12 protein-coding genes, 3 tRNA genes and 1 pseudogene are annotated in these 16900 nt (G+C 72.8%); 5 read left to right on the forward strand and 11 right to left on the reverse strand.

All coding sequences use genetic code 11. The annotated features are described in order from the left end of the window. Positions 1-601: 601 nt before the first annotated feature. The 3 genes from ACIP98_RS14800 to ACIP98_RS14810 all read right to left on the reverse strand — a co-directional run bounded on the left by ACIP98_RS14800 (position 602) and on the right by ACIP98_RS14810 (position 1000). A tRNA-Ile gene (locus tag ACIP98_RS14800) sits at positions 602-675 on the reverse strand. Between the two features lie 165 nt (positions 676-840). Then, positions 841-913, reverse strand: a tRNA-Asn gene (locus ACIP98_RS14805). A 14-nt stretch (positions 914-927) separates the two neighbouring features. Beyond that, a tRNA-Asn gene (locus ACIP98_RS14810) sits at positions 928-1000 on the reverse strand. 180 nt (positions 1001-1180) lie between these two features. Between ACIP98_RS14810 and ACIP98_RS14815 the strand changes: the two genes are divergently transcribed. From ACIP98_RS14815 to ACIP98_RS14830, 4 genes are all read left to right on the forward strand, one after another. Continuing rightward, positions 1181-1480 carry a YtxH domain-containing protein gene (locus ACIP98_RS14815; protein ID WP_319662686.1) on the forward strand — a complete coding sequence of 100 codons (300 nt, stop codon included), beginning with the start codon at positions 1181-1183 and terminating at the stop codon, positions 1478-1480. Positions 1481-1546: 66 nt separating this feature from the next. Further along, positions 1547-3001, forward strand: a complete 1455-nt coding sequence (locus ACIP98_RS14820; RefSeq protein WP_319662687.1) for an FGGY family carbohydrate kinase — start codon at positions 1547-1549, stop codon at positions 2999-3001. Between the two features lie 99 nt (positions 3002-3100). After that, the gene (locus ACIP98_RS14825; RefSeq protein WP_319662688.1) at positions 3101-4843 is read left to right on the forward strand and encodes an ABC transporter ATP-binding protein; all 1743 of its coding nucleotides are present in this window, start codon (positions 3101-3103) and stop codon (positions 4841-4843) included. A 41-nt stretch (positions 4844-4884) separates the two neighbouring features. Next, the gene (locus tag ACIP98_RS14830) at positions 4885-6792 is read left to right on the forward strand and encodes an ABC transporter ATP-binding protein (RefSeq protein WP_319662705.1); all 1908 of its coding nucleotides are present in this window, start codon (positions 4885-4887) and stop codon (positions 6790-6792) included. Between the two features lie 78 nt (positions 6793-6870). Here the strand turns inward: ACIP98_RS14830 and ACIP98_RS14835 are convergent, their stop codons facing one another. Next, positions 6871-8217, reverse strand: coding sequence for an RNA polymerase sigma factor (locus ACIP98_RS14835; RefSeq protein ID WP_401976052.1), 1347 nt, complete (start codon positions 8215-8217; stop codon positions 6871-6873). Positions 8218-8346: 129 nt separating this feature from the next. Continuing rightward, on the reverse strand, positions 8347-9249 hold the full coding sequence (locus ACIP98_RS14840) for a LysR family transcriptional regulator (RefSeq protein ID WP_319662692.1): 903 nt from the start codon (positions 9247-9249) through the stop codon (positions 8347-8349). Between the two features lie 126 nt (positions 9250-9375). Here ACIP98_RS14840 and ACIP98_RS14845 point away from each other — a divergent pair, with 126 nt between their 5' ends. Further along, complete coding sequence (locus tag ACIP98_RS14845) at positions 9376-10317, forward strand: SDR family NAD(P)-dependent oxidoreductase (protein ID WP_319662693.1); 942 nt, start codon at positions 9376-9378, stop codon at positions 10315-10317. Between the two features lie 49 nt (positions 10318-10366). On the opposite strand, the gene dnaG is transcribed toward ACIP98_RS14845, so the two are convergent. From dnaG to ACIP98_RS14875, 6 genes and pseudogenes are all read right to left on the reverse strand, one after another. Continuing rightward, on the reverse strand, positions 10367-12280 hold the full coding sequence (gene dnaG, locus ACIP98_RS14850) for a DNA primase (protein ID WP_401976055.1): 1914 nt from the start codon (positions 12278-12280) through the stop codon (positions 10367-10369). A gap of 31 nt (positions 12281-12311) precedes the next feature. After that, on the reverse strand, positions 12312-12764 hold the full coding sequence (locus tag ACIP98_RS14855) for a GNAT family N-acetyltransferase (RefSeq protein WP_319662695.1): 453 nt from the start codon (positions 12762-12764) through the stop codon (positions 12312-12314). A gap of 30 nt (positions 12765-12794) precedes the next feature. Further along, a complete protein-coding gene (locus ACIP98_RS14860) occupies positions 12795-14057 on the reverse strand; it encodes an FAD-dependent oxidoreductase (RefSeq protein ID WP_319662697.1) in 1263 nt (420 codons plus the stop codon). 162 nt (positions 14058-14219) lie between these two features. Then, positions 14220-15527, reverse strand: coding sequence for a deoxyguanosinetriphosphate triphosphohydrolase (locus ACIP98_RS14865; protein ID WP_401976058.1), 1308 nt, complete (start codon positions 15525-15527; stop codon positions 14220-14222). A 37-nt stretch (positions 15528-15564) separates the two neighbouring features. Further along, entirely contained in the window at positions 15565-16443 is an 879-nt protein-coding gene (locus tag ACIP98_RS14870) for a sirohydrochlorin chelatase (protein ID WP_401976059.1), read from the reverse strand. Between the two features lie 276 nt (positions 16444-16719). Beyond that, a pseudogene (locus tag ACIP98_RS14875) lies at positions 16720-16881 on the reverse strand (SpoIIE family protein phosphatase); the annotation flags it as partial. Positions 16882-16900: the final 19 nt, after the last annotated feature.

The following is a 16900-nucleotide window of genomic DNA, read 5'->3' on the forward strand; positions in this document are numbered from 1 at the left end:
GTACCGCGTGATCGTCTGCCGGCCGGCGGACACCGTCTGCTGAGTGAGCACGAGCAGGGAGCATGGGCGTCGTCCGACGAGGATGCGTGGTGCAGCCGGGTCGGCCTGGTCGGCCTGGCCGGCCAACGGGCATCCCGAAAAGCCACCAGCCGCAGCCCTGCCCGGGATTGGAGCCCCTGGCCCAAACCCCCTTGACCCTCGTCCCGTTGCGTAGGTGCGCCTCGCGCAAGTGCTTGGTCGTGTCGCCCCCGTGTCGCCGACTCCCCGCGACGAACGGCCCAGTTGGGAGGGGGCAGGGCGGATCGGGGTGATGCGTGGAGCAGGCCCCGCCACGCCGTTGTGGGGGGGCCGACTCACGCCGGGGCTCCACCGAGGGAGGGCGCAGCCCCATGGCAACGAGCCTGCGTGAAGGAGGAGATGCCCGCATCCCGGTGGACGCCGCTCGGGTGAGACCCGGCGACAGGGCAGTTGAACACGATCGCCCGCGCTTCGGTCCGGCAGCGGGGTCAACGGACGATCGCCGCGGCGCTGACGCGCCCGCACGCGGCCTCAGTTGGGGGCTTGGCGCAGGCCGGCTGGATTGCCGACCTGCCGCCCAGGGTGGGGCGGGTGGGACTCGAACCCACGACCGACGGATTATGAGTCCGCTGCTCTAACCGGCTGAGCTACCGCCCCGTACGGCGCGCCTTCACGTGTCGTGCACGCCGTCTGCCGCAGCATAGCTGCTCATACGATCTGTCGCCCTCGCGGGTCACAGACGCACCACCTGGGAGACCTCGATCACCCGCCGATCGGTTCCCGCACACGAAAAAGGACCCCCGAAGGAGTCCTTGATCAGCGCTCCCCCGACTGGACTCGAACCAGTAACCTGCCGGTTAACAGCCGGCTGCTCTGCCAATTGAGCTACAGGGGAAAGACTTGCGCGAGCTCCCCCGACTGGACTCGAACCAGTAACCTGCCGGTTAACAGCCGGCTGCTCTGCCAATTGAGCTACAGGGGATCGCTCCGCTTGCACCGAATGCACCCGTTTCCGGCATCCCGGACGGCGTGCGCTCGCTGCGACACATACATTAGCGCAAGGTGGGGGGTGCTCCGCCAACCGGTAACGCCGTGGTTGTCCGCAGGCCACAGCGGGTAGGCGCGGAACACAGCCCCCGAGGTCCGAGGAGAGGGTGGAGCCATGCGCTACCGACTGACGTTCATCAGCGGGGTCGCCGTCGGGTACGTGCTCGGGGCGCGGGCCGGCCGCGAGCGCTACGAGCAGTTGCGCAAGAGTGCGCAGCGGATCGCCCAGAACCCCGCGGTGCGCAACACCGTGGAGACAGCGGGCCAGACCGGGCGGGAGGCGGCCGTGAAGGCCGTGGACGCGGTGTCGGCCAAGGTCGGTGACCGGCTGCCGCCCGCGGTGGCCGACCGGGTGCGCCGGCTGCGCGCGGGCAACGGCAAGGCCCAGGACGACTGGGGCACCAGCAACACCTGACCGCACGGGACGACCGGCTCCGCCCGGTTGTCCTGTGTGCGGGGCAAGTACGGCATGATGCGACGCATGGGGATTGTGGCGGGGATCGACAGCTCGAGCGCCGGCACGACCGTGGTCGTGTGCGACGCGGACAGCGGGGCCGTGCTCCGGCAGAGCCATGCCCCGCATCCTGCGCAGGGGGCGGAGAGCGCCGGGGCGCTGACGGAGATCGACCCGGAGGCGTGGCTGCTGTCGCTCGGCGAGGCGGCCAAGAGCGGGATGCTGGAAAACGTTCAGGCGATCGGCGTGTCGGGCCAGCAGCACGGCCTGCTGCCACTGGACGCCGGCGGCGTGCTGGTGCGGCCCGCGCTGCTGCGGAACGACAAGCGGGCGCAGATACAGGCCGCCGACCTCACCGAGGAACTGGGCGGCCAGGCCGGCTGGGCGGAGGCGGTCGGGGCGGTGCCGCAGGCGGCGTACCCGGTGGCGAAGCTGCGCTGGATGGCGCAGCACGAGCCGGCCGCGGCCCAGCGCACCGCCGAGGTGCTGCTCCCCCACGACTGGCTGGTCTGGCAGCTGATGGGCCGGCCGCAGCGGCGGACGACCGACCGCGGCGAGGCCTCCGGCACCGGCTACTGGTCGGCGGCGACCGGCCGGTACCGCACCGACATCGTGGAGCGGGCGCTCGGTCACCAGGTGGCGCTGCCCGAGGTGCTGGCGCCCGCCCAGCCCGCCGGGCGCACCCCTGAGGGGCTGCTGATCTCGGCCGGCACCGGGGACAACATGGCGGCCGCGCTCGGGCTGGGTGTCGGGCCGGGCGACGCGGTGGTGTCGCTGGGCGCCGCCGGCACCGTCTTCGCGGTGCACCACCAGGCGCTGAACGACCCGTCCGGCACCATCACCTCCTTCGCGGACGCCACCGGACGCCATCTGCCGATGCTGCACACCCGCAACGCCGTGCGGGTGCTGCGCGGCACCGCCGATCTGCTGGGCACCGACCTGGCGGGGCTGTCGGAGCTGGCGCTGCGCTCGACCCCCGGGTCCTACGGGCTGGTGCTGCTCCCCTACCTGGAGGGCGAGCGCACCCCCGACCTGCCGCACACCGCGGGCACCCTCACCGGGCTGCGGCGCGAGAGCATGAAGCCGGAGCACCTGGCGCGGGCGGCCTTCGAGGGCATGCTGTGCGGGCTCGCGGACGCGCTCGACGTGCTGCGCGGGCGCGGTGTCGAGGTGCGCCGGATCTTCCTGCTGGGTCCCGCGGGTGATCTTCCCGCGGTGCGCTCGATGGCCCCGGCGCTGCTGGGCGCGCAGATCGTCATCCCGCCGCCGGCGGAGTACGCGGCGCTGGGCGCGGCGCGGCAGGCGGCCTGGGCGCTGGCGGTGGCGGAGGGCAAGGGCTCGCCCGAGCAGCCCCCGTACTGGCGGCAGGCGGAGTACGCGGTCGTCGACGCGGGGCCGGAGGACGGGGCGGTCGGGCACTCGGTGCGGCAGCAGTTCGTCGCGGTGCGTGAGCAGACGCATCCGGGGGCGTTCGGGGGCTGACCCCGGCGTTCGCGCCTGCGTCAGAGTCTGTCCGGGTGTGAGGAATGCCCTGGTAAATCGGGTGCCTCCGGCAACCTTCGGACTATAGGGTCAGCGGTCGTGCTGATCCGACTCCTCCGCTCCCACCTGGGCCCGTACCGGCGTTCCATAGCCGTGCTCGTGGTCCTCCAGCTCGTGGCGACCATCGCCATGCTCTACTTGCCCACGCTCAACGCCGACATCATCGACAACGGCGTCGTGAAGGGGGACACGGGCTACATCCTGCAGCTCGGCGGCATCATGGTCGCCGTCACCCTCGCGCAGCTCGGCTGCTCCGTCGGCGCCACCTACTTCGGCGCCCGTACGTCCATGGCCGTGGGCCGGGACATCCGCGCCTCGGTCTTCGACCGGGTGCAGCGCTTCTCCGCACGCGAGGTCGGACAGTTCGGCGCCCCGTCGCTGATCACCCGCTCGACCAACGACGTGCAGCAGGTCCAGATGCTGGTGCTGATGACCTTCACGCTGATGGTCACGGCGCCGATCATGTGCTTCGGCGGCATCATCATGGCGCTCGGCCAGGACGTGCCGCTGTCCTCCCTGCTGCTCGCGGTCGTGCCGGTGCTCGCGGTGCTGATCGTGCTGCTCGTTAGGACACTGCGCCCGCTGTTCCGCTCGATGCAGCAGCGGCTGGACACGGTCAACCGCGTGCTGCGCGAGCAGATCACCGGCATCCGGGTCATCCGGGCCTTCGTCAAGGACGACTTCGAGCAGCAGCGCTTCGGCAAGGCCAACGACGAGCTGACCGACGTCTCGCTGCGCGCGGGGCGGACGATGACGCTGATGTTCCCCGTCGCGATGGCGGTGGTGAACCTCACCAGCGTCGCCGTCCTGTGGTTCGGCGCGCACCGCATCGACAGCGGGGGCATGCAGATCGGCGCGCTCACCGCCTTCATCAGCTATCTGATGCAGATCCTCATGTCGATCATGATGGCGACCTTCATGGTGATGATGGTGCCCCGCGCGGAGGTCTGCGCCGAGCGCATCGAGGACGTGCTGAGCACCGAGACCAGCGTCGTGCCGCCCGAGCAGCCCGTGCGGCTGCCGGTGCGCCGCGGCGAGCTGGAGCTGCGCGCCGCGGACTTCAAGTACCCGGGTGCCGAGGCCGAGGTGCTGCACGCCGTCGACCTGATCGCCCGGCCCGGTGAGACCACCGCCGTCATCGGCTCCACCGGCAGCGGCAAGAGCACCCTGCTGGGCTTGGTGCCGCGGCTGTTCGACGCCACGGGCGGCCAGGTGCTGATCGACGGGGTCGACGTCCGCGAACTGGACCCGGTGGACCTCGCCGAGACCGTCGCCCTCGTCCCGCAGAAGCCGTACCTCTTCTCCGGCACCGTCGCCTCCAACCTCCGCTACGGCAATCCGGAGGCCACCGACGAGGAGCTGTGGCAGGCCCTGGAGACCGCGCAGGCGCGGGACTTCGTGGAGCGGCTGGCCGAGGACGGCTCCGGGCTCGACGCCCCCATCGCGCAGGGCGGCACCAACGTCTCCGGCGGACAGCGGCAGCGCCTGGCGATCGCCAGGGCCCTGGTCCGCAAACCGCGCCTCTACCTCTTCGACGACTCCTTCTCGGCGCTGGACTACGCCACCGACGCCGCCCTGCGGCGCGCGCTGGCCCGGCAGACCGCGCAGGCCACGGTCGTGATTGTCGCCCAGCGGGTCAGCACCATCCGCGACGCCGACCGCATCGTCGTCCTCGACGAGGGCCGGGTCGTGGGGACCGGCACCCATCACGAGCTGATGGACGGCAATCCGACGTACCGGGAGATCGTGCTCTCCCAGCTCACCGAGAAGGAGGCCGCGTGAGCGTCCCCACCCCCCGCCGGGGGCCGCTGCCGGCGGGACCGATGCGCTTCATGGGCGGCCAGCCCACCGAGCGGTCCATGGACTTCAAGGGCTCGGGCAAACGCCTGCTGGGGCTGATGCGCCCCGAACGCACCCTGCTGTACGCGATGCTGGCGTGCACGATGCTGGGTGTCGGCCTCAACGTCGTCGGCCCGCGCATCCTGGGCCGTGCCACCGACCTGATCTTCGCGGGCGTGATCGGCCGGTCCATACCCGCCGGCACGGACAAGGCCACGGCCATCGCGCACCTGCGGCAGGAGGGCAACGACACCGTCGCCGACCTGCTGCAGTCCATCGACTTCACCCCCGGGCACGGCATCGACTTCGGCGCGGTGGGCCATGTGCTGCTGATCGCGGTCGCGGTCTACGCCACCGCCGCGGTCTTCGCGATCGTCCAGGGCCGGCTGGCCACCCGGATCATCCAGCGCTCGATCTACCGGCTGCGCCGCGACGTCGAGGCGAAGCTGGCCCGGCTGCCGCTGTCGTACTTCGACCAGCAGCCGCGCGGCGAGGTGCTGAGCCGGGCCACCAACGACATCGACAACATCGGCCAGACGATGCAGCAGACGCTGGGCCAGATCATCTTCGCGCTGCTCTCGATCGTGGGCGTGCTCGCGATGATGTTCTCCATCTCCTGGCTGCTGGCGCTGGTGGCACTGGTCACGGTGCCGCTGTCGGTGGTCGTCGCCACCGCCGTCGGCAAGCGCGCGCAGCCCCAGTTCGTCGCGCAGTGGCGCACCACGGGCAAGCTCAACGCCCACATCGAGGAGATGTACACCGGGCACACCCTGGTGAAGGTCTTCGGCCGCCAGGAGGAGTCGGCGCAGGCGTTCCGCGAGCAGAACGAGGCGCTCTACGAGTCGGGGTTCCGGGCGCAGTTCATCTCCGGCATCATCCAGCCCGCGATGATGTTCATCGGCAACATCAACTACATCCTCGTGGCGGTCGTCGGCGGTCTGCGGGTCGCCAGCGGCGCGCTGTCCATCGGTGACGTGCAGGCGTTCGTCCAGTACTCCCGGCAGTTCAGCCAGCCGCTGACCCAGGTGGCGAGCATGTCCAACCTGGTGCAGTCCGGCGTGGCGTCGGCCGAGCGGGTCTTCGAACTCCTCGACGCGCAGGAGCAGAGCGCGGAGCCGAAGACGCTCAGCCTGCGCAAGGACCTGCGCGGCGAGGTCCGCTTCGAGGACGTCGCCTTCCGGTACGAGCCCGACAAGCCCCTCATCGACGACCTGTCGCTGGCCGTCGAGCCCGGCCACACCGTGGCCATCGTCGGCCCCACGGGGGCGGGCAAGACCACCCTGGTCAACCTGCTGATGCGGTTCTACGAGGTCACCGGCGGCCGGATCACGCTCGACGGCACCGACATCGCCACCATCTCCCGGGAGGAGCTGCGGTCCGGGATCGGCATGGTGCTCCAGGACACCTGGCTGTTCGGCGGCACGATCGCGGAGAACATCGCGTACGGCACCGACGGCAGCACCCGCGAGCAGATCGAGGAGGCCGCGCGCGCCGCGCACGCCGACCGCTTCATCCGCACCCTCCCGGACGGCTACGACACCGTCATCGACGACGAGGGCACAGGCGTCAGCGCCGGCGAGAAGCAGTTGATCACCATCGCGCGGGCGTTCCTGTCCGATCCGGTCATCCTCGTCCTCGACGAGGCGACCAGCTCGGTCGACACCCGCACCGAGGTGCTGATCCAGCGGGCCATGGCCCGGCTCAGCCACGGTCGCACCAGCTTCGTGATCGCCCACCGGCTCTCCACGATCCGCGACGCGGACGTCATCCTCGTCATGGAGGACGGCGACATCGTCGAACAGGGCACCCACGAGGAGCTGTTGCTCAAGGACGGCGCCTACGCGCGCCTGTACGCGGCGCAGTTCGCCCAGGCGGTCGCCGAGGTCGACTGACCGCGACGCGACGGCAGCACCAGGACCCCCGGCGAAGCGCTCCGCCGGGGGTCCTGCCGTCGCGTCAGGGGGCCGCGATCAGTCCAGATAGCCGCGGAGCTGATCGGCGAAGGCGTGGTCGCGGAGCTTGTTGAGGGTCTTGGACTCTATCTGCCGGATGCGCTCGCGGGTGACCCCGAAGATGCGGCCGATCTCCTCCAGGGTGCGCGGGCGTCCGTCGGCGAGGCCGTAGCGGAGCTGGACGACCTTGCGCTCGCGCTCGCCGAGCGTGGACAGGACGGCCTCCAGGTGCTCGCGCAGCAGCAGGAAGGCGGCGGACTCCACGGGCGAGGCGGCGTCGCCGTCCTCGATGAGGTCGCCGAGGGCGACGTCGTCCTCCTCGCCCACCGGGGCGTGCAGGGAGACGGGCTCCTGGGCGAGCCGCAGCACCTCGCCGACGCGCTCGGGCGGGATGTCGAGGTGCGCCGCGACCTCGTCGTGGCTGGGCTCGTAGCCGCGTTCCTGCAGCAGCCGGCGCTGGACGCGGACGACGCGGTTGATGAGCTCCACGACGTGCACCGGGACGCGGATGGTGCGGGCCTGGTCGGCCAGGGCGCGGCTCATGGCCTGGCGGATCCACCAGGTGGCGTAGGTGGAGAACTTGTAGCCGCGGGCGTAGTCGAACTTCTCCACGGCGCGGATCAACCCGAGATTGCCCTCCTGCACCAGGTCGAGCATGGTCAGGCCGCGGCCGACGTAGCGCTTGGCGACGGAGACCACGAGGCGGAGGTTGGCCTCGATGAGCCGGCGCTTGGCCATCCGGCCGAGCACGACCAGGCGGTCCAGGTCCACGGCGAGCCGCGAGTCGAGGTCCGGGGTGCTGCTCAGCTTCTCCTCGGCGAACAGGCCGGCCTCGACGCGGCGGGCGAGTTCGACCTCCTCGACGGCGGTGAGCAGGGGTATCCGGCCGATCTCCCGCAGGTACTGCCGGAACAGGTCGGCGGACGGTCCCGCCACTTCCTCCCTGAACGGCCGTACCGGGCCCGGATCGTCGGCTTCCGCGTCCGGGTCGAGGTCGGTCTCGGGGTCCGGCTCCAGAGCCGCGTCCGGGGCGGGGGCGGCGTCCGGGTCGGCATCCGGGTCCGTCCCGGCGCCGGCCGCCGCCTCCGCCCCGGGCGCGGCGGCCCCTTCCGGGTACAGGGCGGCGGGCTGCTGCTCGGGGACCCGTTCCAGCAGGTCGTCCGTCCCGAGGGACGGGGGCGTCAGGGTCGGGATCTGCACGGGAGCGACCTCCACAGTGAGCGCAACCACGGGCTCGGAGGCGCGCGACAGCGGAACGGTTGCGGCGCCCTCGCCGCGGCCCGTCCGGGAGTTCGCCGTCAGCGGTACTCCCTGGGCGCCGGCGTCGGCGCCTCCCGGAATTCCGCGCTCCGAGGACTCTTGCACCGCCCCCCAGTGTGGCCTACGGCACACCGAGCCCACGAGGGTCGTGCGCCGCTTTTTCCGGCCGGTGTGACCGAGGGCGACACCGCGGTCACGCTCTCGCCGCGCGCGGAGGGGGCCTCACCGGCCGGGTCATCCGGCCTCGGTGAGGTCGGCGGCCTGTGCGGCGTCGGAGACCACGTCGAGCAGCCTGTGCAGTGCGGGCGAGGTGTCGTCGGGGCGCCACACCATCACCGTGGGGGCGAACTCGCCGGTCAGGGGGACGAAGACGACGCCGGTGCGCCGCAGGCTGCGGGCCGACCGCGGCAGACGCGTCACCCCGACGCCGGCGGCGACGAGCCCGAGGAGGCCCTGCGCGCTCACCGCCGTCTGAACGACGTCCGGGGTGAAACCGGCCGCGCGGAAGTGCTCGTCGAACGCACGGTGCCACGGCGCCCACGAACTGGGCGGCGTCATGACCCAGTGGTCGCCCGCCAGGTCCCGCAGGGCGAGTTCGGCGCGCCCGGCCAGCGGGTGGTCCTCCGGCAGGACGGCGCAGACGGGTTCGGTGACCAGGGTCCGGGACGCCAGGCCGTCGACCAGCGGAGGGCGGGTGAAGGCGACGTCGTACTGTCCGCCGGTCAGCCCCTGGACCAGCCGGGCGATCGAGGTCTCGTCCGTGGAAACGGTCACGGTGGGCAGATGCCGGCGCACGGCCCGCATCACCGTCGGCAGCAGATGGTTCGTCGTCGTGGCCAGGAACGCCAGACGGAGACTGCCGATGTCGCCGCGCAGGGCGCGGGCGACGACTTCCACCGCCTCGTCGGCGCGTTCCAGCACCGCGCGGGCCTCGGGGAGGAACAGCTCGCCGACGCCGGTGAGCCTCGTCCCGCGGGCGCCGCGTTCGAAGAGCTTCGCGCCGATCATGCGCTCCATCAACGTGATCTGCTGCGAAAGGGACTGCTGGCTGATCCGCACCCGGGCCGCGGCACGCGTGAAATTGGATTCCTCGGCAACGGCGACGAAGTACCTCAACTGCCGCAGATCAGGTGTCACAGGAACAGGCTACTGCTGCGACAGGAAGCCGGTGTTGGACGGTCGCGGCGGCCCGGAACCAGCATTGACCTCGGAAAACACCAAGCCGGAGGCACCAGCGACGGCACCACGGAAGGTCTGCGCATCATGACGGAACCACAGTTCATCACCACGCCTTTCGGCGCGAAGTCCACCGCGGCCGAGGTCCTGCGGGGCGTCGATCTGAGCGGATCACGCGCCGTCGTCACCGGCGCGGCGTCCGGAATCGGTGTCGAGACCGCCCGGGCACTCGCCGCCGCGGGAGCCGGGGTGACCCTGGCGGTCCGGAGCGTCGAGCAGGGTGAGCGGACCGCCGAGGACATCAGGGCCACCAGCGGCAACCGGCACGTCCGGGCCGCGCGCCTGGACCTCGCCGACCTGGATTCGGTCGCCGCGTTCACCGCCGCGTGGGACGGACCGCTGGACATCCTGGTGAACAACGCCGGAGTGTCGGCGCCGCCCGAGACCCGCACACCGGAGGGCTGGGAGCTGCAGTTCGCGACGAACCACCTCGGCCACTTCGCACTGACCACGTCCCTCCACCCGGCGCTCGCGGCGGCGGGCGGAGCCCGCGTGGTGTCCCTGAGCTCGAACGCGCACCTGCGGGCACCCGTCGACTTCGAGGACATCCACTTCCGCGGGCGCCCGTACGAGCGCTTCACCGCCTACGGTCAGTCCAAGACCGCCACGGCCCTGTTCGCGGTCGAGGCGAACCGCCTCTGGGCGGGTGAGCGCATCACGGTCAACGCGGTGCACCCCGGCGCGATCATGACCAACCTGGCACGGCACCTCACCGACGAGGACCTCGAGCACATGGCGGACTTCGAGTTCAAGACTCCGGAGCAGGGCGCCGCCACCTCCGTGCTCGCCGCCGCCTCGCCGCTGCTCGCCGGTGCCGGCGGCCGGTACTTCGAGGACTGCTCCCAAGCACGGCCCCACACGGTCGAGGCGCCGCTCAGCGGTGTCGCGGACCACGCCCTCGACCCCGCTGCCGCCGCCGAACTGTGGCGGGCGTCGCTCGGGATGCTCGCCTCGGCCGGCCGCCGCTGACCGGCGGCAGCGTGCCCGGCCGCCGTGGCCGGACCCCGGAAGGGTCCGGCTACAGCGCGGCCGCGCCCTGTTCGCGCAGGCGGTGGTCGTACTGCTGGAGGGCCCACAGTTCGCCGCCGATCGCCGCGAGCTGGTCCGGGTCGGCGCGCGGGCCCTGGGCGGTGAGCCGGGTGTGGTCGGCGTTGAGCTGGGCGAGGCGGCGGGCGACGGCCTGGCGGCGCACATCGACGAGGATCTTGCCCGCGTAGACCTCGGGGGTCTTGTGCTGGACGGGCTCCACGGCCAGTTCGGTGACCAGCGAGCGCACGGTGTCGTCCGGGGCGACGTCACGGACCCGGGACAGGAACTGCGCGTCGGCGGACTCGGCGCCGCCCGCCTCGGTGATGGCGCGGCGCACCGCGACGTAGGACGGGGCGGTGAACTCGTCCTCGCCGTAGGCGTCGAACGCCGGGGAGACCAACTCCGGGTACTGGAGGGCGAGTTTGAGCAGCTCCCGCTCGACGCGCTGGGCCGGGCTGCGCATGTCCAGCCGCGGGCCGCGCGGACCCGCGGGCGCGGCGGGGCCCGGCGGGGCCGCCTCGGGCCGTACGGTGCGGGGGCCCGCGGGACCGGCCCCCGACTGACGGCGTTCGCGCTGCCAGCGGGCCAGTTGACTCACCCGTCGCACCACGAACTGGGTGTCGAGGATGCCCAGCATGCCGGCGAGCTGGACGGCGTACTCGTGCTGGATCGCGGAGTTCTTGATGCCCGCGACGATGGGCGCGCCGGCCTCCAGCGCGGAGGCGCGGCCCTCGGCGGTCTCCAGGTTGTAGCGGGCCACCGCCGAGCGCAGGGCGAACGCGAACAGCGGCGTGCGGGAGTCGACCAGCCGCTCCACGGCCGCATCGCCCTCGGCAAGCCGCAGGTCGCAGGGGTCCATGCCGCCGGGCGTGATCGCGATGGAGGTCTCGGCGGCGAACTTCTGGTCGTCCTCGAAGGCGCGCAGTGCGGCCTTCTGGCCGGCCGCGTCGCCGTCGAAGGTGAAGACCACCTCGGCGTTGGCGTTGTCCATCAGCAACCGGCGCAGGATTTTGATGTGGTCGCCGCCGAAGGAGGTGCCGCAGGTCGCGATGGCGGTGGTGACGCCGGCGAGGTGGCAGGCCATGACATCGGTGTAGCCCTCGACGACGACGGCCCGGCTGGTGCGGGCGATCTCCTTCTTGGCCAGGTCGATGCCGTACAGGACCTGCGACTTCTTGTAGATCGGCGTCTCGGGCGTGTTGAGGTACTTCGGCCCCGTGTCGTCCTCGCGGAGCCGGCGCGCGCCGAAGCCGATGACCTCGCCGGTGATGTCGCGGATCGGCCAGATCAGCCGGCCGCGGAAACGGTCGATGGCCCCGCCTCGGCGCGACTCGCTGGCCAGACCGGAGACGATCAGCTCACGGTCGCTGAAGCCCCTGCCGCGCAGGAAGCGCACCAGGTGGTCCCAGCCGGCCGGGGCGTAGCCGACACCGAAGTGCTCGGCGGCCGCCTGGTCGAAGCCGCGCTCGGCGAGGAACTTCCGGCCGATCTCGGCCTCGGCGCCGCCCAGCTGCTCCACGTAGAACTGCGCGGCGGCCTTGTGCGCCTCGATGAGGCGGATGCGCTCGCCCTGCTGGCGGCCCGGTGTGTAGCCGCCGTCCTCGTACCGCAGGGTGATGCCGGCGACGGCGGCCAGCCGCTCGACGGCCTCGGAGAAGGACAGGTGGTCGACCTTCATCACGAAGTCGAGGGTGTCGCCGCCCTCCTGGCAGCCGAAGCAGTGGTAGAGACCCTTGCTGGGGCTCACCTGGAAGGAGGGGGACTTCTCGTCGTGGAAGGGGCACAGGCCCTTGAGGTTGCCCCCGCCGGCGTTCCTGAGCTGCAGGTACTCCGAGACGACGGCGTCGATCGGGACCGCGTCCCGCACCGCCTTGACGTCCTCGTCCCTGATCCGCCCTGCCACACGGGGATTCTACGGCGCCGCTCCCGCGGGGTCAGACCAGCTTGGCGACGAACAGGTAGTGCGGGCCCGCGGGCTGCAGCACGAACTCGTCGCCGACCGCCGTGAAGCCCTGGCCCTCCCAGAAGCCGCGGGCCGAGGTGCGGCCGTTGCACCAGACCAGCTCCGCGCCGCGCTCCCGGGCCTCCGCCAGGGCCGCGCCCAGCAGGGCGGAGCCCAGGCCGCGGCCGCGCGCCTCGGCGGCGGTGGCCATGCCGCGGATGCGGTAGGCGACCTCGTGGTGCCCCGGCAGCCGCTCCGGGAAGAGCGTGACGCATGTCACGACCGGGGCCAGGGCGCCGTCGCCGTCGTAGCCCGCCATGTGGAACGCGGCCGGGTGGCCGTCCTCGATGAAGATCGCGGATTCACGCGGGAGTCCCGGCCTGAGCACGGTCCAGCGCAGATCGAAGATCTCCTCGACGGGCACGACAGCGGTACGGAACTCCATGAAGGCCATGCTAGGCGACGGCGCGGGCACTCATTCCAGCAGGGAGTTCAGCGGCACCGTGGGGTCGGCGAGCGCCTCGGCGTCGACCCGGCGGCCGGAGCGGATGAGTTTCTGGATGCTGTCGGTGACGTCCCACACGTTGACGTTCATCCCGGCCAGCACCCGGCCCTCGCTCAGCCAGAAGGCGATGAACTGCCGCTTGCCGACGTCACCGCGGGCCAGCACCTGGTCGTACGTGCCCGGGGCGGCGTGCCCGGAGAACTCCATGCCCAGGTCGTACTGGTCGGTGAAGAAGTACGGGACGCGGTCGTAGCTGACCTCCTTGCCCAGCATCGCGCGCGCCGCCACCGGTCCGCTGTTCAGCGCGTTGGCCCAGTGCTCGACCCGCAACCGGCCGCCCAGCAGCGGGTGTTCGGCGTTGGCGACGTCGCCCGCGGCGAAGATGTCGGGGTCGGAGGTGCGCAGCGACGCGTCGACCGCGATGCCGCCGCCGGCCTCGCGGTCGGCGAGGGCGAGCCCGGCCGCCTCGGCCAGCGCGGTGCGCGGCGCGGCACCGATGGCGGCGAGCACGTCGTGGGCGGGGTGCTCCTCGCCGTCGTCGGTGAGGACGGACAGCACCATGCCGTCCTGCCCGGTGATCTCGGTGAGCCGGGCACCGAAGTGGAACCGCACGCCGTGCTCGCGGTGCAGGTCCGCGAAGACCTCGCCCAGCTCGGGGCCGAGCACCGAGTGCAACGGGCACGGCTGTGCCTCCACCACGGTGACCTCGACTCCGTAGCCGCGGGCGGCCGCCGCGACCTCGAGCCCGATCCAGCCCGCCCCGGCGATGACCAGGTGGCCGTTCTCGCGGCCGAGGGTGGTCAGCACGTTCTTCAGCCGCTCGGCGTGCGCGAGCCGGCGCAGGTGGTGCACTCCCGCGAGATCGGTGCCGGGGATGTCCAGCCGGCGCGGCTCGGCCCCGGTGGCCAGCAGCAGCCTGTCGTACGGGATGGAGGTGCCGTCGCCCAGCGTGATGCGCTTGGCGGCCCGGTCCAGGCCCGTGACCGGCTGACCGAGGTGGAGCTCCACGTCGTGCTCGGCGTACCAGGCCGCGGGGTGGACGAAGACCGAGTCGCGCTCCTCGTTGCCCAGGAGGAACCCCTTGGACAGCGGCGGTCGCTCGTACGGGTGGTCGCGCTCGTCCCCGATCAGTATCACGCGGCCGGTGAACCCCTCGGAGCGAAGCGTCTCGGCCGCTTTCGCCCCCGCGAGCCCTGCCCCGACGATGACGAATGTGTGGTCTGCGTCCACCACTGTGCGCCTCCCTGAAAGTCCCTCGGGTGCCCGGGTGCCCTCCCTCTGGCAATTGCCAGTGATGTGAGCGTCCCGCACGGCACGGCCCACGGGAAGAGTGCCGCGCCGAGGCGGACCTCTCCCGGACGCCCTCCGGGGGGCGGCCGGGGGCCCGCCGGGGGCTCACCGCGTGGCGGTGAGCCGGGCGTACAGGGCGGTCGCCGCGGAGTCGGTGAGCGAGGCGATCTGGTCGACGACGGCCCGTTTGCGGGCGCGGTCGTCCTTGGCCGCGTCGAACATCCCGCGGAACTGCGGGTCCAGCCCCTCGGGCGCCCGCGCGAGCAGTGCCTCCGCCAGCTCGCCGATCACCACCCGCTGCTGGGCGCGCCGCCGCTCCTGCGCCTCGCGCTGCATCACGTAGCGGTCGGCGACCGCCTTGAGGACCGCGCACTCCAGCCGCTGGTCGCGCGGGACGACCAACTGGGCGCGGTAGCGGGTGAGCCGGCCGGTGCCGTACGCGTCCCGGGTGGCGCGCTCGGCGGCCAGGCAGAACCGGCCGATGAGCTGCGAGGTGGCGTCCTTCAGCCGGGCCTGCGCGATGGCGGAGCCGTCGAAGCCGTGCGGCCACCACTCCATGTCCAGCAACCGGTCCAGGGCCTCGGCGAGTTCGTCCTCGGCCGCGCCCGGCGCGTAGCGCGCGGCGGCCACGGCGAAGATCTCGCGGCGCTCGGCCTCGGCGAGCAGCACGGCCGGGTCCAGGTGCCCGGCGTGCAGACCGTCCTCGACGTCGTGGACGGAGTACGCCACGTCGTCCGCCCAGTCCATCACCTGGGCCTCGAAGCACTGCCCGTGGGGACGGTCCGCCGGGGCGGTGCGGCGCAGCCACGCGAAGACCGGCAGGTCGTCCTCGTACACCCCGAACTTGGGACTGCCGGGCTGCGTGGGATGGCCGCCGCGGGGCCAGGGGTACTTGGTGGCGGCGTCCAGAGCCGCACGGGTGAGGTTGAGGCCGACGCTGACCAGGGTGCCGTCGTCGTCGTGCGCGAAGCGCTTGGGCTCCAGACGGGTGATGATGCGCAGGCTCTGCGCGTTCCCCTCGAAGCCCCCGCAGTCCTCGGCGACCTCGGCGAGGACCATCTCGCCGTTGTGCCCGAAGGGCGGGTGGCCGATGTCGTGCGCCAGGCACGCGGTCTCCACCAGGTCCGGGTCGCAGCCGAGCGCGGCGCCGAGCTCCCGGCCGACCTGGGCGCACTCCAGGCTGTGGGTGAGCCGGGTGCGCGGGCTGCTGCTGATCGCCCGCTCGTCGTCGACCGGGTCCACCACCTGGGTCTTTCCGGCGAGCTTGCGCAGCCCGGCCGAGTGCAGCATGCGCGCGCGGTCCCGCTGGAACGAGGTGCGGCCGGGCCGCTTGTCGGGCTCGGACACGTAGCGTTCGGTGTCGGCCTCGCTGTAGGGGGCGTACTCGTCCGCTGCCTGGTGGTTCGGGTGCATACGGCGACAGTATCCGGCCGCGGCGCCGCACCGGTGGCTACGCGGTGGCCAGCCGGGTCGCGGTGCTGGCGGGGCCGCCGGCGGCCGAGAGCGCCCGGTCGTAGCGGTGCAGCACCAGCGCCGCCACCGACGGGTGGGCGCCCAGCGGCGCGGCGGCGATGCCGGGCGCGGCGGCCGCGGCGGCGGCGGCGTGCCGGCCGGGCGCGGCGAAGCAGGAGGCGACGGCGATGTCGTGGCGGCCCGCGGCGGCCAGTGCGCGCACGGCGTCGGCGACACCGGGCCCGGCCCTCGTGTACGCCGGGACCACCGGGACGCCGCCGCCCAGCCGTGCCTGGAGCAGCGCCGCGGTGCGCGCCGTGTCCCGCGCCGACCGCGGGTCGCGCGACCCGGCGGCGGCCAGCACGACCCCCGCACGGTGCGCGTCCCGGGGCCGCGGGACGCGCCAGCCGGCCTCGGTCAGCCGGTCGTGCAGCGCCTCCGCCAGCAGCGCGTGCGGTCCGAGCGCCGCGGCGATCCGGCCGCCCGGGTGCGCGGCGCGGGCCAGCACTCGCGGGATGCCGGCGGTGACGTGGTGGCCGTGCGCCAGCATGAGCGGGACCAGCACGGCGTCCCGGCGCAGCGCGGCGAGGGTGTCGTCGAGCAGCGGCTCGTCGAGGTCCAGATGGCCGAGGCGCACCGTCAGACCGGGCCGCAGCGCCCTGACCGCGTCCGTCAGCGCGTGCGCCGTCCGGGACGCCCCGGGGTCGCGGCTGCCGTGCGCGACGAGCACCAGGACGGGGGGCCGCCCGGACCCGTTCAGCGTCACTCGCGACAACTGGCTGCTGAGCTGCGCGGTGATCAGCGCCAGGAGCTGTCCCGTGCTGTCGAAACGGTCCGGTCCTTCAGCGCCGTGGAGCGGGGGTTCCAGTGCCGTCATGGAGCGAGTGTGCCCACGCGGGGTTGCCGTGCCGTTGCACGGAAATGACGTCTGGTCCCCGCCACTCCGTCCACCGGTCGCGGACACGGGCTCCGCCGCGCCCCGGCGGGAACTCACCGGCCTCGGCGGCAGCGCCGGTGGTGTCCCTGGTGGCCGGCGCGGGCGCCCTCCTCGGGGCCGACCAGCAGGAGGGCGGTGTCGTCCGCGGGAGCGGCGGCGAGACGGCCGGCGAGTTCGTGGACGGCGGTCCCGATGTCCGTGCCGGGGCGCTCGGGTCTACAGCAGGAGCACTGCCCCCGGCGGGAACGGGATCTCGGTGGCCGGGTGCCCGGCGTCGGCCTCGACGCCGAGGACGATCCCCGACCGCGCTCGCACGATGTCGGCACCGCCGCCCGGACGGCGCACGATCGCGGGCAGGTGGCCCGCGCCGGCCGGTGTCGCCCGCTGCCGTCCCGCG

The organism is Streptomyces sp. NPDC088354 (assembly GCF_044753585.1).
Classification (GTDB): Bacteria; Actinomycetota; Actinomycetes; order Streptomycetales; family Streptomycetaceae; genus Actinacidiphila.